At 74.2% G+C, this 18,688-nt stretch carries 1 protein-coding gene; it reads right to left on the reverse strand.

The genetic code is table 11. The features are described from left to right. Positions 1-8: 8 nt before the first annotated feature. Complete coding sequence (locus tag ACH4SI_RS17350; protein WP_398296597.1) at positions 9-18,683, reverse strand: non-ribosomal peptide synthase/polyketide synthase; 18,675 nt, start codon at positions 18,681-18,683, stop codon at positions 9-11. Positions 18,684-18,688 lie beyond the last annotated feature (5 nt).

An 18,688-nucleotide genomic window follows, 5' to 3' on the forward strand; every position in this document is an offset into this window, starting at 1 on the left:
GTCAGTCCTCACCGTTCGTCGTTGTCGCTGCCGCCCGAGGCGGCGTCTTCGAGTTCGCGCAGGATGTACTCCTCGACCAGTTCGGCGAGGGTGGCGACCGTGTGCGCGGTCATGACGTCCCGCGGCGTCAGGTCGAGCCCGAACGCCTCACCCGCCCGGGAGGCGATCAGCAGGCTGCGGACGGAGTCCCCGCCCAGGGCGAAGAAGTTGTCCTCGGCGCCGACCGGCGTCACCCCCAGCACCTCGGACCAGATCTCCGCGACGACCTCCTCGGTGGGGGTGCGCGGCTCGACGTGGCCGGCGGCCGGTGCCGCGGTGGCGGGGCCGGGCGCGGGCAGCGCCGCACGGTCCGTCTTGCCGTTCTCGGTGAGCGGGAGGCGGTCCAGGACGGCGAACGCCGACGGCACCATGTAGCCGGGCAGGGTACGGCCCAGCTCGGCGCGCAGCTCGGCGTCGGGCGGGGCGGTGGCCCCGGGGGCGGGCACGAGATGCGCCACCAGCCTGCGCACGCCCGGCTCGTCCTCCCGGACCGTCACCACGGCCTCCGCGACCGCGGGGTGGCCGACCAGGGCGGTCTCCACCTCCCCGGCCTCGATGCGATAGCCGTGCAGCTTGATCTGGTGGTCGGTGCGGCCCAGGTGGTGGATCCGGCCCTCGGCGTCGTAGCGGGCGAGGTCGCCGGTGCGGTACATCCGGGATCCGGCGGGCCCGAACGGGTCCGCGAGGAACCGGGACGCGGTCAGCCCGGGGCGGTTCAGATAGCCGCGGGCCAGCGACGGGCCGCTGATCCACAGCTCGCCGGGCACCCCGGGGGGCACCGGGCGCAGCCGCGCGTCGAGCAGATACACCCGGGTGTTGGGGACGGGCCGCCCGATGGGCGGCGGGGTGCCGTCCGCGACGAGCGGATCCGACCAGGTGGCGACCACGGTGGCCTCGGTGGGCCCATACGAGTTGATCATGCGGTGGTACGGGGCCCACCGGTTCGTCAGCTCCGTACCGCAGGCGTCCCCGCCCACGATCAGCGTGTGCAGTTCGGGCAGCTCCTTCTCGGTTCCGTCGGGCAGTGTGGCCAGCGCGGCGGGCGGGATGAGGGTGTGGGTGACGCGCTGTTCGCGCAGGACGCGCGCCAGGTGCTCGCCCAGCAGCGGCCCGGGTTCGGGCACCACCAGCGCGGCCCCGGTGGGCAGCGCCATGCACAGTTCCAGGACGGAGGCGTCGAAGCTGGGCGAGGCGAACTGCAGGACGCGGTCGCCCTCCCGTACCTCGTAGTGCTCGGCCTCGGCGGCGGCGAAGTTGCCGATGCCGCGGTGGGTGACGACCACTCCCTTGGGGGTGCCGGTGGACCCGGACGTGTAGATCACATAGGCCGGGTCGTCGGGGTCGACCGGCCGCGGCCGGTCCCGGTCGGTGGGCCGGTGCGCCGCCCCTTCGGCCCCGTCGAGCCCGTCGAGGCTGTCGAGGGTGAGGTGCGGCGCGGCGTCCTCCAGCATCAGGGCGATGCGCTCGGCGGGATAGCCGGGGTCGACGGGCAGATAGGCGCCGCCGGCCTTGGCCACCGCGAGCTGGGCGACGACGATCTCCACCGACCGGGGCAGCACCAGGGCGACGATCCGCCCGGGGCCCACGCCCTGCCCGATGAGGCGGTGGGCGAGGCGGTTGGCCCGGGTGTCCAGCTCCGCGTACGACAGCAGCACATCGGGCGAGAGGACCGCGTGCGCGTCGGGGTGACTGTCCGCGGCGGCCTCGAAGAGTTCCGCCAGGGTCGTCTGCGCGGCCGGCCGGGCGGTGTCGTTCCAGTCCACCAGGAGCCGCCTCCGCATCGCGGCCGGCAGGGTGCCGATCCGGTCCAGCGGCTGATCGTCGGGTGCCGCGGCGAGGGCCCCGAGGACGTGCGTCAGCTGGGCGGCCAGCCCCTGTGCGGTGGTCTCCTCGAAGAGCCGCGGGTCGTAGCCGAGTTCGACGGACAGCTCGGAGCCGGGCGAGACGACCACGGTCAGCGCGTAGTTGGTGCTCTCCAGAGCCTGGAGTTCCCGCACCCGCAGCCCGTGTTCGGCGGCGGCGGAGCTGTTGATCGGGTAGTTCTCGAACACCACCAGGCTCTCGAAGAGGTCCGTCCCGCCCGGCATCTCGCTCCAGCCCTGGAGCTGGGAGAGCGGGACATGGCCGAAGCCGCGCGCGTCCGCCTGGTCGGCCTGGAGATCGCGCAGCCAGGGGACGATGCCGGCACCTTCGGCGCCCTCGTGTACCCCCACCCGCACCGGCAGGGTGTTGATGAAGATGCCGGTGATGCTGTCGGCGCCGGGCAGCTCGGTCGGCCGTCCCGAGACGGTCGCCCCGAAGCAGACGTCCGACTCTCCGCTCAAGCGAGATACGAGCAATCCCCAAGCGCCCTGGACGATCGTATTGAGAGTGAGCCGGTGCCGCCGGGCGAAGTCCTCCAGGGCCGCGGTCTCCTGCTCACCGAGCCGGTGCGACAGCCACTGCGAGGACCGGGTGGGGGCCTCCGCCGTCGGCTTGCGGTCGTAGGGGAGGGGAGTGGGTGCGGTGAACCCCGTAAGTGTCTTACGCCAGTGCGCCTCGGCCTGTGCGCGGTCCTGCCGGCCGAGCCAGGCGACATAGTCCGCGAACGGCCTGCGGGCCTGGAGCCGCGGCTGTTCCCCCGCAGCCAGGGCGGCATGGGCCGCGAAGACGTCCGTCAGGACCTGGAAGACGCTCCAGCCGTCGAGCAGCACATGGTGGAAGGTCCACAGCACCTGCACTTCGGTCGGCGACAGCCGGGCCAGGGTGACGCGGAGCAGCGGCGCCGAGGTGAGATCGAGCCCCCGGGCGCGGTCCTGGTCGAGCAGCCGCTTCAGCGCGGCCCCGCGCTCGTCTTCCGTCAGACCACTCCAGTCCAGCTCCTCGACCGGTACGGTCGCGTCGCGCCGCACGATCTGCAGGGGCTCGGGCACCCCCTGCATCACGACCTCGCTGCGCAGCACCGGGGTGCGGTCGACGACGTGCTGCCAGGCGGCGGCGAGTACCCGGGAGTCCCTGATCCCGTCCAGGACGAAGGTCGCCTGCTCCACATAGAGCCCCTGGCCGCGCTGGGCCAGCCCGTGGAAGACCAGCCCGTTCTGGGTGGGCGTCAGCGGATAGATGTCGGCCACGTCCCGGCCGTCGCCCGCCAGCCGGTCGACGGTCTCCTGGTCCAGGGCGACCAGCGGGAAGTCCGAGGGCGTGCGTCCGCCCGCCTCCGCGTCCGTGCACAGCCGCATGATCTCGCGCAGCTCGTCCAGGGTCTCCTCGGCGAGCCGGAGCACCGTGTCGCGACGGTGCCGGTTCCGGGAGTAGGACCAGGTGAGTTCCAGCTTCTTGCGCTCCACCCGGCCGACCACGTCGAGGAGATGCGGCCGGGGCGCCTCCGGGCTCATGTCGCCCTCCAGGCCGCTGCGCAGGGCGTGCAGCAGACCGCCGGCCGGCAGGTCCCAGTCGAGCTGGCCGAGGTAGTTGAAGCTGATCTGCGGGTCCTCGGTGAGGTCCGGTGCGGCCGCGCCGGACAGATGGCGCAGCGCGCCGTAGCCCAGCCCGTTCCCGGGGATCGCCCGCAGCCGCTCCTTGACGCCCTTCAGCGACTCCGCAAGCCCCGTGTCGGCGCCGCCGTCCAGGGCGACGGGGAACATGCTGGTGAACCAGCCGACCGTACGGGAGAGATCGGTGCCCTCGAAGATCTCCTCGCGGCCGTGCCCCTCCAGGGCGACCAGCACCCGGTCCTCACCGGTCCAGCGGCTCAGCACCCGGCCGAGCGCGCACAGCAGGACATCGTTGATCCGGGTCAGATAGGCGCCCGGCACGTCCTGGAGCAGGACCCGGGTCTCCTCGGTGTCCAGCCGGACCGTCACCGTCTCCTCGCTGGCGGCGGTGTTGGGCCCCTCGCTGTCCGTGGGGAGGTCCGGGCAGCCGTGCGCGGCGGTCCAGTGGCCGCGTTCGGTGTCGAAGCCCCCGGCGACGGTGTGCTCGCTCAAGCGCCGCGACCACGCGCGGAACGAGGTGGTCTTCCGGCCGAGGCTCCCGGACCGCCCGGCGCTCAACTGCCGGTAGGCGGTGTCCAGGTCCTCCAGCAGGATCCGCCAGGAGACGGCGTCCACCACCAGATGGTGGGCGATCAGGCTGAGGACCTGGCGCTCCCCGTCGCCCGGGCGGAACAGCACGGCCTTGAACAACGGTCCCTGGTCCAGCCGGAATCCGGCCCGTACCTCCGCTTCCGTCTCCCGCATCGCCGCTTCCCGCAGTTCGGGGTCGGTGGCGGACAGATCGTGGACGTCGAGTATCTGATCGTCGCTGCCCGGCGGGACGCTGTGCTGGTGCCAGTGGCCGTTCCCGGCGCGCTCGAAGCGCAGCCGCAGCGCGTCGTGATGGTCGAGCAGCGTGTCCAGGGCGGCGCGCAGCGCGGCCTCGTCCACCGGCCCGGCCAGCTCGGCGGACACCGACTGGGTGAAGTGGCCGGGGCTGTCCGGGAGGGTGTCGAAGAGCCAGTGCTGTACGGGGGTGAGCGGCACCTCGCCGACAACCGGCCCCTGTTCGGCCGCGACCGCCGTGACCGACACGTCCTGCGCGGCGGCGGCCAGGTCCGCGACGGTCTGGTGCACGAAAAGGTGGCGCGGGGTCAGCTCGATCCCCGCCCGGCGGGCCGAGGAGACGATCTGGATGCTGAGGATGGAGTCGCCGCCGAGGGTGAAGTAGTTGTCGTCGACGCCGACCCGCTCCACTCCCAGGACCTCGGCCCAGATCCCGGCGAGGGCCTTCTCGGCCTCCGTCCGGGGCGGCACGTGGCCGGTGGCGGGGGCGGCCCAGTCCGGGGCGGGCAGCGCCCGCCGGTCGAGCTTGCCGCTGGTGCCCAGCGGCAGCCGCTCCAGGGTGACGACGGCCGCGGGCACCATGTGGTCCGGCAGGCTCGTCGCGAGGAACGCGCGCATCGCGGAGGGGTCGATCGTCCCGGCCCCGGGGGCCTGGACGACGTAGCCGACCAGCCGCTTGTGGCCGTCGGTCTCGATGACGGCCGCGGCCGCCTCGGCGACCTCGGGGTGGCGCGCCAGCGCGGCCTCGACCTCGCCCAGCTCGATCCGGAAGCCCCGCACCTTGACCTGGTCGTCGGTCCTGCCGAGGTATTCCAGCTGCCCGTCCGCGTCCCAGCGCACGAGGTCGCCGGTGCGGTACATCCGGCTGCCCGCCGGGCCGAAGGGGTCGGCCGTGAAGCGGTCCGCGGTCAGCCCGGGGCGGCCGAAGTACCCGCGGGCCAGGCCAGGACCGGCCAGGTACAGCTCGCCGGGCACCCCGACGGGCACCGGCCGCAGCCGCGCGTCCAGCGCGTAGGCCCGGGTGGCGGCGACCGGGGAGCCAATTGGCGGGGTCCGGCCGGGGTCGGCGGGGTCGCATGTCCAGGCGGTGGCGTAGACGGTGGCCTCGGTGGGGCCGTAGATGTTGGCCACCCGGCAGCCCGGAATGGCGTTGCGGACCTCCTGGACCGTACGGGCCGCCAGCCCCTCGCCCGCCAGCACGACCGTGTCCGCCGTGACGGAGACGCCGCCCTTGCCGAGCACCTGCCCGAGGGCCGAGGGCACGGCGCTGATCAGGGACGCGGTCCAGGCTTCCGGCCGCTCGGCCAGGGCGAGCAGATCGTGGACGATCTCCAGAGAGCCGCCGGCCAGCAGCGGGCAGACGATCTCGAAGACCGACACGTCGAAGTTGAGCGAGGTGGACGCCACGACGTGGGCGAGCCCTTCCGCGCCGAACTCCTCCGCCGCCCAGGCGGCCAGCGCGGCGACACCCTGATGGGTGGCGACGACGCCCTTGGGCGTACCGGTCGAACCGGAGGTGTGGATGACGTAGGCCGGATGACCGGGGGTCAGCGGGGCGGCGCGCTCGGCGTCGCCGACGTCCTGGGTGCCCAGCCCGGACAGCGTCCGGCCGGTCTCCGCGTCGTCCAGCAGGATCCGGCGGCCCGGTCCGTCCGGGATCCGGGCGGCCGTCTCCCGGGTGGTCAGGACGATGTCCGGGGCGATGTCGCCGATCAGATACGCGATGCGCTCCGCCGGGTACGCGGGGTCGACCGGGAGATACCCGGCGCCGCTCTTGAGCACCGCCAGCAGGGCCACCACCAGCTCCGGCGTACGCGGCAGCGAGAGTGCCACGAAGCGCTCGGGACCGGCTCCCGCGCCGATCAGCAGCCGGGCGAGCCGGTTGGCCCGCTCGTTCAGCTCCCGGTAGGTCAGCTGCGTCTCCGCGCCCCGCACGGCCACCGCGTCCGGGGTCCGGGCCGCCTGCGCCTCGAACAGCTCCGGCAGCACCGCGCGCGGCGCCGGGGCGACCGGGCCGCTGAACTCGTCCAGGATCCGGCGGGTTTCCGCCACGCCGATCAGCGGCAGCTCCTCCAGCCGCCGGTCCGGGTCGGCCGCCATCTGGGCCAGCAGCCCGTGCAGGCACCCGCCCAGCCGCTCGACCGTCGCGGCGTCGAACGCGGCGGGGTCGTAGTCCAGCATGATCGACAGCCGCTCCTCGGGCGCCACCACGACGCTGAGCGCGTAGTTCGTCGGTTCGAGGTCCCGCTCCTGATGGATGCGGAGGCCGTGGGCCGCGATGGCCTCGCTGTCGAAGGGGTAGTTCTCGAAGACCACGATGCTGTCGAAGAGGCCGACGCCGCCGGGCACCTCGCTCCAGTTCTGCAGCTGCGCCAGGGACACGAACTCGAAGCGCCGGGCATCCGACTGCGCCGTCTGGAGTTCCCGCAGCCAGCTCGTCAGCGGGCTCCGGCCGTCCACCCGGACCCGGGTGGGGATGGTGTTGATGAACACCCCGACCATCGATTCGACACCCGGCAGGGCGGCGGGCCGTCCCGAGACGGTCGTCCCGAACGCCACGTCGTCCGTCCCGCTGTAGCGGGACAGCAGCAGCCCCCAGGCGCCCTGCACCACCGTGTTCATCGTGAGCCCGTTGCGCTGGGCGGCGTCACGGAGCCGGGCTGACTCCTCCGCACCGAGGGTGACCCGGTGCGAGCCGGAGGACGCCGTACGGTGCGCCTCGGCCGCGGGCCGGTCGCGGGGCAGTTCGGTCGGCGCGGTGAAGCCCGCGAGCGCCCCGCGCCAGAACCGCTCGGCCTCCGCCGTGTCCTGCTCGCCGAGCCAGCCCAGGTACTCCCGGAAGGGCTGCCGGGCGGGCACGGCGGCGTCGCGCCCGGTGGTGAGCGCCGCGTACCGCTCGCAGACCTCGTCGAAGACCTGCGCCGCGCTCCACCCGTCGAGCAGCACATGGTGGAACGTCCAGATCAGCCGCACCTCGTCGGCCGACAGCCTGATCAGGGCCAGCCGGGTCAGCGGTGCGCTGCCGAGGTCGATCCCCTCGGCCCGGTCGTCGGCGAGCAGCCTGCTCAGCTCGGCCTCGCGCCACTCCTCGGACCGTCCGGTCCAGTCGTGGTGGTCGATCCGCAGGGTGGCCCGCCGCCGCACGACCTGGAGGGGCTCCGGGGTGTCCGCCCAGGCCAGGTGGGTGCGCAGGATCGGGTTGGCGTCCGTGGTCCGCTGCCACGCCGTGGCCAGCGCTCGCGGGTCCGTCACCCCGGTGAGCCGCAGCTGCACCTGGTTGAAGTAGGCGTCGGACGCCGGGTCCACGAGGCTGTGGAACAGCATCCCGGCCTGCATCGGGGTCAGCGGATACATGTCCTCCACCGACCGCCCGTCGGCGGCCACCCGGTCCACCGCGGCCTGGTCCAGCCGGGCCAGCGGGAAGTCCGACGGGGTGCGGCCGCCCGCACCGGGTGCGGCGCAGTGGGCGACGATCTCCTCCAGGGCGCGGAGCATCTCCTCGGCCAGCCGGGACACCGTCTCCTCGGAGTGCGTCCCGGAGCCGTAGTACCAGGTGATCTCCAGGCGGCGCCGCTCGACCCGGCCCACGATGTCGAGCAGATGGGCCCGCGGCGTCTCCGGCGCGGCGTCACCGCCGAGGCCGCCCCGCACGCCGCGGACCAGGGCGTCGTCGGCGGTCCCCGCCGTGTCCGACCAGTCGAACTGGCCGAGGTAGTTGAAGCTGATGCGAGGCTCCGCCGCGTCCGCGAGCGGCGAGTCCGGGGCCAGATGGCGCAGCGCCCCGTAGCCGATGCCCTGCGCGGGCACCGCCCGCAGCTGCTCCTTGACGGACTTCAGCGTCTCGCCCCAGCCGCCACCCGGGGTGTTCGGGATGGCCGGGATGGCCGGGATGTCCAGAGCGACCGGGAACATGGTGGTGAACCAGCCGACGGTACGGGACAGGTCCACGCCGTCCAGCAGGTGTTCCTCCCGGCCGTGCCCCTCGAGGTCGACGGCGACCCGCGGCCGCCCGGTCCACTCGGCCAGCACCCGGCCGAGCGCCGAGAGCAGCACGTCGTCCACGCGGGTGCGGTAGACCTCGGGCACCTGCTGGAGCAGGGCGGTGGTCCGCTCCCGGTCCAGCGTCACGGTCACCGACTCCATGGCCGCGACGGTGTTGTCGCCCTCGCCGTCGGTCGGAATCCCGGCCGCGCAGTCGGCGGCCACCGCCGTCCAGTGCGGGAGTTCGGCGTCGAAGCCGCCGGCCGCGGTGTGGTCGGCCAGCCGCAGGGACCAGTCCCGTACGGAGGTGGTGCGCGCGCCGAGGTCGGCCGGGGCGCCGCCGAGCACCTGGCGGTAGGCGGTTTCCAGGTCCTCCAGCAGCACGCGCCAGGAGACGCCGTCGACCACCAGGTGGTGCACGGTCAGGAAGAGCGACGGCCGCAAGCCCTGGCCCGGGCGCAGCAGCCGGGCGGCCAGCAGCGGGCCGGTGTCCAGGACGAACCCGGCGTTCGCCTCGGCCATGGCCGCCTCCTCGGCGGCCTGCCGCTCCCGCTCGCCGAGCCCCGACAGGTCCACCTCCCGCAGCGGGTCCGGGCCGGTCTCGTCCGGCGGCGGGCAGTACTGCCGCACGGTCCCGTCCGCCCGGCGCTCGTAAGCCATCCGCAGCGCGTCATGGTGGACCAGCAGCGCCCGCAGGGCCTGACGGAGCGCCCGGGGGTCGGGGTCCCGGTCGAGTTCGACCAGGACGGACTGGTTGAAGTGCTCGGGCCGGGGGCTGTTCGTGCCGAGGAACCAGTGCTGGATCGGGGTCAGCGGCACCTCGCCGCTCACCGGGCCCGCGTCGGAGACGGGCCGGGCGGTGGCCGTGGCGACGGTGGCGAGCGAGGCGATGGTGGGGTGCCGGAACAGCTCCCTGGGCGTCACCGACAGGCCCGCCTGCCGGGCGCGCGAGGCGACCTGGATGCTGAGGATCGAGTCCCCGCCGAGCATGAAGAAGTTGTCCTCGACGCCGATCCGCTCCCGGCCCAGCAGCGGACTCATGATTTCCGCCAGGATCCGTTCGGTGTCGGTGCGGGGCGCCACGTACTCCACGCCCGCCGTGGCCGCCGCCCAGTCGGGCGCGGGAAGCCGGCGCCGGTTCACCTTGCCGTTGGCGGTGAGCGGCAGTTCGTCCAGGGTGATGAAGACCGAGGGCACCATGTAGTCGGGCAGCGTCTGCCCCACCAGGGACCGCAGGTCCGTGGGTTCGGGCACCTCGGCGCCGCGCACCGGGACCAGATAGGCGGCCAGGAGTTTCCGTTCCCCCTCCCGCGCCAGGGCGACGACCGCCTCGGCGACGGCCGGGTGGCGGCTCAGCGCGGCCTCGATCTCGCCCGGTTCGATGCGGAAGCCGCGGATCTTCATCTGGTCGTCCGACCGGCCCACGAAGGCGAGTTCGCCGTCGGCGGTCCAGGACACCAGGTCCCCGGTGCGGTACATGCGGGAGCCGGGAGGCCCGAAGGGGTCGGCGAGGTAGGCCTCGGCCGTCGGCCCCGGCCGGTTCCGGTAGCCACGGGCGAGCCCGGCGCCCGCGACGTACAACTCGCCCGGGATGCCCGGCGGTTGCGGCTGGAGGGCGCCGTCCAGGACGTACACGCGGGTGTTGTCCATCGGCCGTCCGATGGGCAGGGTCCCCGGCAGCTCCTCACCGGCGCGGAAGGGGCGCCGGGTGGCGAACGTCGTGGTCTCGGTGGGCCCGTAGCCGTCGACCACCGTCAGGTCCGGGCAGGCGCCGAGCACCCGGCGCACCGCGGCGGGCGGCACCGCCTCGCCGCCGGTCCACACCTCCCGGGCGCCGCGCAGGCAGCCCGGCGCCTCCTGTGCCAGAAGCCGGAACAGACCGGCGGTCAGCCACAGGCAGCTCACCCCGTGCGCGGTGATCGCGTGGCGTACGGCGTCGGCGTCCACGTCGCCCACGGGGGCCACGACGGCCGTACCGCCGCGCAGCAGCGGCACCCACACCTCGTAGGTGGAGGCGTCGAACGCCTGCGGCGAGTGCACCAGCACCCGGTCATGCCCCGCGAAGACGCGGTCATGGGCGAGGGCGGTCACATCGCGGTGCCGGACCGCGACGCCCTTGGGCCGCCCGGTGGAGCCCGACGTGAACATCAGGTAGGCCGTGTTGTCGGGGAAGATCTCCACCGCGGGCGGCGTGGCCGGCCCGTCGCCGCCCTCGGCGCCCGGCGCCACCAGCAGCGTCCGCGCGGCCCCCGCGATCTCCGCGGCGGTCCGCTCCCAGGCGCGGTCGGTCAGCAGGACGTCCGCCGTCGCCTCGGCCAGCACCAGCCGCAGCCGGTCCTCGGGGGCGCGGGTGTCCAGCGGTACGTACACCCCGCCCGCCTTGACGATCGCCAGCTGGGCGACCACCAGCTCCACGGACCGGTCCATCAGCACGGCAACCGGGAGCTCCGGCCGGATCCCGAGCCCGATGAGCCGGTGGGCCAGCCGGTTGGCGCGCGCGTCCAGTTCGCGGTAGCTCACCGGGCCGCCGTCGCCGTCCAGGGCGGGCGCGTCCGGCGTACGCCGCACCTGGGCGGCGAACACATCGGCCACCGACCCCTCGGGCAGCGGGGCCGTGGTGTCGTTCCACTCGTCAAGCACCTGGGTGCGCCGGGCGTCGCTCAGCACCGGAAGGCGCGCGGGTGCCCGGTCCGGGCCGTCTGCCATGTTCTCCAGCAGCACCGACAGGTACTCGGCCATGCGCCGGATCGTCGCGGCGTCGAACAGGGCCGGGTCGTAGCCGAGCCGCAGCGCCATCTCCTCGCCGGGGTAGACCACCAGGCTCAGCGGGTAGTTCGTCGTCTCGACGCCCTCGAGGTCCCGCAGGGCCAGCCCGTGCGCGGCCGCGAGGTCCCCGCCGACGGGGTAGTTCTCGAACACCACGATGCTGTCGAACAGGTTCACCCGCTCCTCGAGCCGGCTCATGGACCGCAGCCGGGTGAGCGGTACGAAGTCGAACCGCCGGTCCTCGGTCTGCCGCTCCTGCACCTCCCGCAGCCACGAGCGCAGGGTGCCGCCCGTGGGCACCGGCAGCCGGGTCGGCACGGTGGTGATGAAGAGACCGGTCATCGCCTCGACGCCCGGCAGCTCCGGCGGACGGCCGGAGACCGTGGTCCCGAAGACGACGTCCGAGCGGCCGGTGTACCGGGACAGCAGCAGCGTCCAGGCGCCCTGGAGCAGGGTGTTCATGGTGAGCCCCGCGCCCCTGGCCAGCTCCGCCAGCCTGCGGGAGGCGTCCGCGGGCAGCGTGACCCGCACCTCACCGGTGGACTCCGCGTGATGGGTCTCGGCGGGTTCCCGGTCGAAGGGCAGCGGGGTGGGCTCGGACAGGTCGCCGAGCTGGGAGCGCCAGTACTCCTCGGCCTCCGCCCAGTCGCGGTCCCGCAGCCAGGCCACGTAGTCGCGGAACGGGCGGCGGCCGGGCAGCGCGGCCCCCGCGCCGGACGCATGGCAGGCGAAGACGTCGGACAGCACCTGGAACAGGCTCCAGCCGTCCAGGATCAGATGGTGGAACGTCCACACCACCTGGACCTCGGTGTCGGACAGCCGGGCGATGGCCAGCCGCATCAGCGGCGCGGTGGCGAGGTCCAGCCCCCGCTCCCGGTCCTCGGCGAGGAACCGCCGGGACTCCTCGCGGCGTTCCGCCTCGGACAGCCCGCGCCAGTCGAGATGGGTGACCGGCACCCGGACCCCGCGCTCCACCACCTGCAGCGGCTCGGGCACCCCGTTCCACTCGGCGCGGCTGCGCAGTACCGGCGTACGGTCGGTGACCCGCTGCCAGGCCGCGGCCAGCGCGCGCGGGTCGGACACCCCGTCGAGGACGAAGGTGAGCTGCTGGAAGTAGGCACGCCGGTCGTCCTCGGACAGCCCGTGGAACAGCATGCCCGCCTGGGTGGGGGTCAGCGGGTAGATGTCCTCCACCCCGCTGCCGTCGCCCACCAGCCGGTCCACCGTGGACTGGTCGAGGGAGACGAGCGGGAAGTCGGACGGGGTGCGGCCGCCCGCGCCGGGCGCGGCGGCGTGCCGGGCGATGGCGCGCAGCGCCCGCAGGAACTGCCCGGCCAGCTCGCCGACGGTCTCCTCCCGGTGCAGGTTCGCCGAGTAGAACCAGGTGAACGCGAGCCGCTGGTCCTCGACCCGGCCGACCACCTCCAGCGGATGCGGCCGCGGCGACTCCGGGTCGGCGTCCAGGGCGAGTTCGCGGTGGAGGCCGCGGAAGAGCCCGTCGCCGTCGCCCGGCAGCTCGAACTGGCCCAGGTAGTTGAAGCTGATCCCGGCCGTGGGACCGGTCGGCAGGCCCTCGGCGCCGGCCAGATGGCGCAGCGCCCCGTACCCCAGGCCGCGCTGCGGCACGGTCCGCAGCTGCTCCTTGACGGACTTGAGTACGTCGCCCCAGGCGTCTTCCGGAAGGTCACCCAGGTCGAGCGCCACCGGGAAGCGGGTGGTGAACCAGCCGACCGTACGGGACAGATCCACCTCATCGAAGATCTCCTCGCGGCCGTGGCCCTCCAGGTCCACCGGCACGCGGGTGCGCCCTGTCCATTGGCCCAGCACCCGGGCCAGCGCGCTCAGCAGCACGTCGTTGACCTGTGTCCGGTAGACCTCGGGCAGCGTCTGGAGCAGGGCGGCGGTCTCGTCCTGGTCGAGCGTGACGGTGACCGACCGGGCCGAGGCGTAGGTGTTCGCCCCGTCGTGGTCCACCGGCAGCGACGTATCGCAGGTCTCCGCCAACTCGGTCCAGTACGCGGCCTCGGCGTCGAACCCGCCGGCCCGCGCGTGGTCGTTCAGCCGCCGGGCCCACCGGCGCAGCGGGGAGGACGCGGCGGGCAGCGTCAGCCCGCGGTAGGCGCTGTCCAGGTCCTCCAGCAGGATGCGCCAGGAGACGCCGTCCACCACGGAGTGGTGCACGGTGAGGTGGAGCACCGGCCGCCCCTCGGCGCCGGCGCCCTCCTCCAGCACCGCGCGCAGCGGCGGCCCGTCCGTCAGGTCGAAGGCGCCGAGATGGGGCTCCCCGCCGCCGGTGTGGCGGCGCAGCAGGTCAGCTGTCCCGTCGCCGTCGATCCGCTGGTACCGGCCGTCGCCCTCGCGGGGGAACCGGGAGCGCAGGGCGTCGTGGTGGGCCACGACCGCCGCCAGGGCGCCGCGCAGCGCGTCCTCGTCCACGTCCTCGGGCAGGACGAGGGAGATCGTCTGGTTGAAGTGCCCGGCCCGCTCGGGGTCGGTCTCGAACAGCCAGTGCTGGATCGGTGTCAGCGGCAGGTCCCCGGTGGCCGCGTCCGCGTCGGCGGCGCCGGGCGGTGGCTCCGCCCCGGCGGTCGGCGCCGCGGCGTCCAGGTGCAGGGCGAGGGCGGCGATGGTCTGGTGGCGGTAGACGTCGCGCGAGGTGACGGAGAGCCCGGCCTGCCGCGCCTGCGAGACCACCTGGATGCTGAGGATGGAATCGCCACCGAGCGAGAAGAAGTTGTCCTCGACGCCGATGCGTTCCACATGGAGGATCCGGGCCCAGACCTGGGCGAGGGTCCGTTCGGTCGCGGTGCGCGGCGCCACGTAGCCCGGCGCCGCCGACTGGGACCAGTCGGGGTCGGGGAGACGGTTCCGGTCCAGCTTGCCGTTGGGGTTGAGCGGCATCCGCTCCAGGACCAGGACCGAGGCGGGCACCATGTAGTCGGGCAGGCTGCCCTGGAGGAACGTGCGCAGCGCGGCCTGGTCCGGTGTGGAGCCCGGCGTGGGCACGACGTAGCCGATGAGCCGCTTGTGACCGTCGGTCTCCTTCGCGACGGCGGCGGCCTCGGCGACGCCGGGGTGGCGCAGCAGCGCCGTCTCGACCTCGCCGAGTTCGATGCGGAAGCCGCGGATCTTCACCTGGTCGTCGGCCCGGCCCATGTACTCCAGCTGGCCGTCGCTGCTCCAGCGCACCAGGTCGCCGGTGCGGTACATCCGGCTGCCCGGTGTCCCGAAGGGGTCCGCGAGGAAGCGGTCGGCGGTCAGCCCTGGCCGGTTGAGGTAGCCCCGGGCGAGGCCCTGGCCACCGAGAAACAGCTCGCCGGTCACCCCGGGCGGCACCAGCCGCAGCGTCGGGTCCAGGACGTAGGTGCGGGTGTCGGCGACGGGCCGGCCGATCGGCGGAGCCTGCCGCGGGGGCTCGCCCGAGAGGAACCAGGCGGTGGCGTACACGGTCGCCTCGGTCGGCCCGTACATGTTGGCGATGCGGCACGAGGGCAGCGTCGCCCGGATGTCCCGCACGGTCTGGGCGGGCAGGGCCTCGCCCGCGAGGACGACGGTCCCGGCGTCGATGCGCCCGGCGTCGAGGTATCCGGCGTCCGTCTGCCCGGCGTCCCCGCTCAAGAGCCGGGCGAACACCGACGGGACGCCGCTGATCAGCCCGGTCGCGCGCGGCCGGTTCGCGGGGTCGGCGAGGGCCAGCAGATCCTGGACGACCTCGATGCTGCCGCCGGCCAGCAGCGGGCACAGGATCTCGAACACGGACACGTCGAAGTTGAGCGAGGTCGAGGCCACCACCCCGGTCAGCCGCTCCCGTCCCAGCTCGGCCCCGGCCCAGGCGGCCAGGCCCGCCACGCTGCGGTGGGTGACCACCACGCCCTTGGGGGTGCCGGTGGACCCGGAGGTGTAGATGACGTAGGCGGGGTGGGCCGGGTCCAGCGGGCCGGTCCGCTCGGCGTCGGTGATGTCGCCGTCCGCCCGCCGGTCCAGCTCCGCGAGGACGGAGTCGTCGTCCAGCACCAGCGGTTCGGCCCCGGCGGGCAGGGAGTCCGCCGTGTCCCCGGTGGTGAGGACGGTCGAGGGCGCGGCGTCGTCCAGCATGAACGCGATGCGCTCGGCCGGGTAGCCGGGGTCCACGGGCAGATATCCGGCGCCCGTCTTGAGCACCGCCAGCAGGACGACGACGAGGTCGGCCGAGCGCGGCAGCGCCAGCGCCACCAGCCCCTCGGGGCCGACGCCCCGGTCGATCAGCAGCCGGGCGAGCCGGTTGGCGCGCCGGTTCACCTCGTCGTAGGTGAGCCGGGTGTCCCCGCAGGTCACGGCGGCCGCGCGCGGCCGCGACGCGGCCTGCGCCGCGAAGAGTTCGGGCAGGGTCGCGTCGGTGGCGGCCCGGCCCGTGCCGTTCCACGAGTCGAGCAGCTTGTGCCACTCGGCATCGCTCAGCATCTGGAGTTCGGCCAGGGGGGTGACGGGGTCGGCCACCATCCGGGTCAGCAGCCGGTGCAGATGCCCGGCCATCTGTTCCATCGTCCGGGCGTCGAACAGATCGGAGTTGTACTCGACGGTGAGGCCCAGCGAGCCGTCGTCCCGGGGCAGGAACTCCAGCACCAGGTCGAACCGCGCGGCGGGCCGGGGCAGGGAGTGCTCGGCGATCGTCACGCCCCCGGCCTCCCGGGCGGGCACCATGGCGCCCTGCTGCACGACCAGCGCCTGCACCAGCGGGTTGCGGCTGGCGTCGCGCTTCGGCGCCAGCTCCTCGACGACCCGCTCGAACGGCAGTTGGTCATGGCTGAAGGCGTCCAGCACCGTCTCGCGCATCGTGTCCACGAACTGCTCGACGGTGCTGTCCCCGTCGACGTCGGCGCGCAGCACCAGCGTGTTCACGAAGAACCCGGCGACCGACTCCAGCTCCTTGCGGTGCCGTCCGCTGGTGACGGTGCCGAAGGCGACGTCACGCTGGCCCGAGTAGCGGGAGAACAGGACCGCGACGGACGACGCGAGCAGGGTGAACAGCGTGGTGTTCCGCTCCCGCCCGAGGCGGCCGAGCGCGGCCACCAGGTCGGCGGGCAGCTCGCGCCGGTGCACCGCCCCGGTGGTGGTGCGCACCGGGGGGCGGGGGCGGTCGGTGGGCAGCTCCAGGGTCTGCATTCCGGCCAGCCGGTCCCGCCAGTACTTCAGATCGGTGTCCTGCCCGGGCGGGGCCGGGCAGTTGGTCTCCCATACGGCGAAGTCCGGGTACTGGAGGGCGGGGTCGGGGAGGCCGGCTTCGGTGCCGGTGACCTCCGCCTCGTACAGCGCGGTCAGTTCGCGGATCAGGAGGCCGACGGACCAGCCGTCGGTGACGATGTGGTGCTGGGCCAGCAGCAGCACATGGTCGTCGTCGGCGAGCCGGATGAGCAGCGCCCGGGTCAGCGGACCCTCGGCGAGGTCGTACGGGCGGTTCAGCTCGTCGGTCAGCAGCCGGTCGACGGCGGCGTCGCGCTCCGCCGCGGGCCGTCCGCCGAGATCGGCGTGGTCGAGCGGTACGGTGCCGTGCTCGGCGATCCGCTGCACCCCGTGCCCGTCCACGGTGACGAAGGTGGTGCGCAGCGCGTCGTGCCGGGCGGCCAGGGTGGCGAGCGCGCGGCGCAGGGCGCCGGTGTCGAGCGGGCCGCTCAGCCGCAGGCCGGCGCCGGTGTTGTACTCGGTACCACCGGAGGTCAGATCGTCCAGGAACCACAGCCGCCGCTGGGCCGCGGACAGCGGCAGCGGCCGGTCACGGGGGGCGGGCGGAATCGGCGCCTCCGGCGCGTCGGCGGCCTCCTCCGGCAGCCGCGCGGCCAGCCGCGCCACGGTCCGGGTGTCGAGCAGCTCCCGGAGCGACAGTTCCACACCCAGCTCCGCCCGGAGCCGGGACAGCAGCCGGACGCCGAGGATGGAGTCGCCGCCGAGCCCCAGGAAGTCGTCCTCGACGCCCACGGCGTCCACCGGCAGCACCTCGGTCCAGACGCGGACCAGGGCGGCCTCGGCGGGGGTGCGCGGGGCGATGTGGCGGGAGTGCCCCTCCGCGGTGGCGGACGGCGCGGGCAGCGCCTGCCGATCGATCTTGCGGTGCGGGGTGAGGGGGAAGGCGTCCAGGACGACGAAGGCGGACGGCACCATGTGGGCGGGCAGCAGCCGGGCCGCCGCGGCCCGCAGCTCCGCGGCCCGGGGCGGCGTCGCGCCGCCGGCGGGCACCACATAGCCGACCAGCCGCTTCAGCCCGGGCTCGTCCTCCCGGACGGTGACGACGGCGGCCTGTACGTCCGGGTGGCGGGCGAGCGCGGCCTCCACCTCGCCCAGTTCGATGCGGAAGCCGCGCACCTTGACCTGGTGGTCGGTCCGGCCGAGGAACTCCACCTCGCCGTCGGCGTTCCAACGGGCCAGGTCACCGGTGCGGTACATGCGGGCGCCTGGCGGCCCGAAGGGGACCGCGACGAAGCGCTCGGCGGTCAGCCCCGGGCGGTCGAGATAGCCCCGGGCCACGCCCGCGCCGCTGATGTACAGCTCTCCGGTGGCGCCCACCGGCACCGGACGCATCGCCTCGTCCAGCACGAACACCCGGGTGTTGGGCAGCGGGCGGCCGATCGGCGGGTTGCCGGAGCCCGCCTGAAGGGCGTCCGTCCAGGTGGCCACGACGGTGGCCTCGGTCGGGCCGTAGGAGTTGACCATCCGCCGGCCCGGTGCCCACAGGTCCACCAGATCGGCGGGGCACGCCTCCGCTCCCACGATCAGGGTGCGGAAGTCGGGCAGGCCGTCGTGGACCTCCTCCGCGGGCACCGTCGCCAGGGCCGCCGGGGGGATCAGGGCGTGGGTCACCCGGTGTTCCCGCAGCACGGCGGCGAGTTCGGCACCCAGCAGGGGACCCTCGGGGGGCACCACCAGCGCCGCCCCGGCGAGCAGGGAGGAGCACAGCTCCAGTACGGAGGCGTCGAAACTCGGCGAGGAGAACTGGAGCACCCGGTCGCCCGGCCGGACCTGGTAGTGGGCGGCGGTGGCGGCGGAGAAGTTCCCCAGCCCGGCGTGCGGCACCATCACGCCCTTGGGCACACCCGTGGAGCCGGAGGTGTAGATGACGTACGCCGGATGCTCCGGCAGCAGCGGGGCCGGCCGGTCCGCGTCGCCGGGCGTGTGCGCGGGGCCGGACACGGCCCGGATGTGCGCCGGATCGTCGAGGACCACCACCGGCCGGGCGTCGGCCAGCATCATGGCCCGGCGCTCCTCGGGGTGCGCGGGATCCACCGGCAGGAACGCGGCCCCGGCCTTGGCGACCGCCAGCTCGGCCACGACCAGCTCGGCCGAGCGCGGCAGGACCAGTGCCACCACGCGCTCGGGCCCCACACCGCGCCCGATCAGATGGTGGGCCAGCCGGTTCGCCCAGTCGTCCACCTCGCGGAACGACCACGTCCGGTCCCCGGCCACCAGCGCCGCGGCCCCAGGGGTACGGGCCGCCCAGGACGCGAACAGCTCACCCAGCGGTGCGCGCGAGGCGGTACGGGACGTGGCGTTCCACGCCGTGGGAGGCAGACCCGGGGCGTCCTGGGACGAGGACGCCGAACCCGATGCATTGTCGTAGCGGTCCATCATGTCGG

The sequence above is a fragment of the Streptomyces sp. NPDC021212 genome (genome assembly GCF_044332925.1).
Lineage (GTDB): Bacteria > Actinomycetota > Actinomycetes > Streptomycetales > Streptomycetaceae > Streptomyces.

What these genes read in the sequence shown, in the direction of transcription:
- ACH4SI_RS17350 (WP_398296597.1), bottom strand. Translation starts at nt 18,683, where the DNA reads ATGATGGACCGCTACGACAATGCATCGGGTTCGGCGTCCTCGTCCCAG.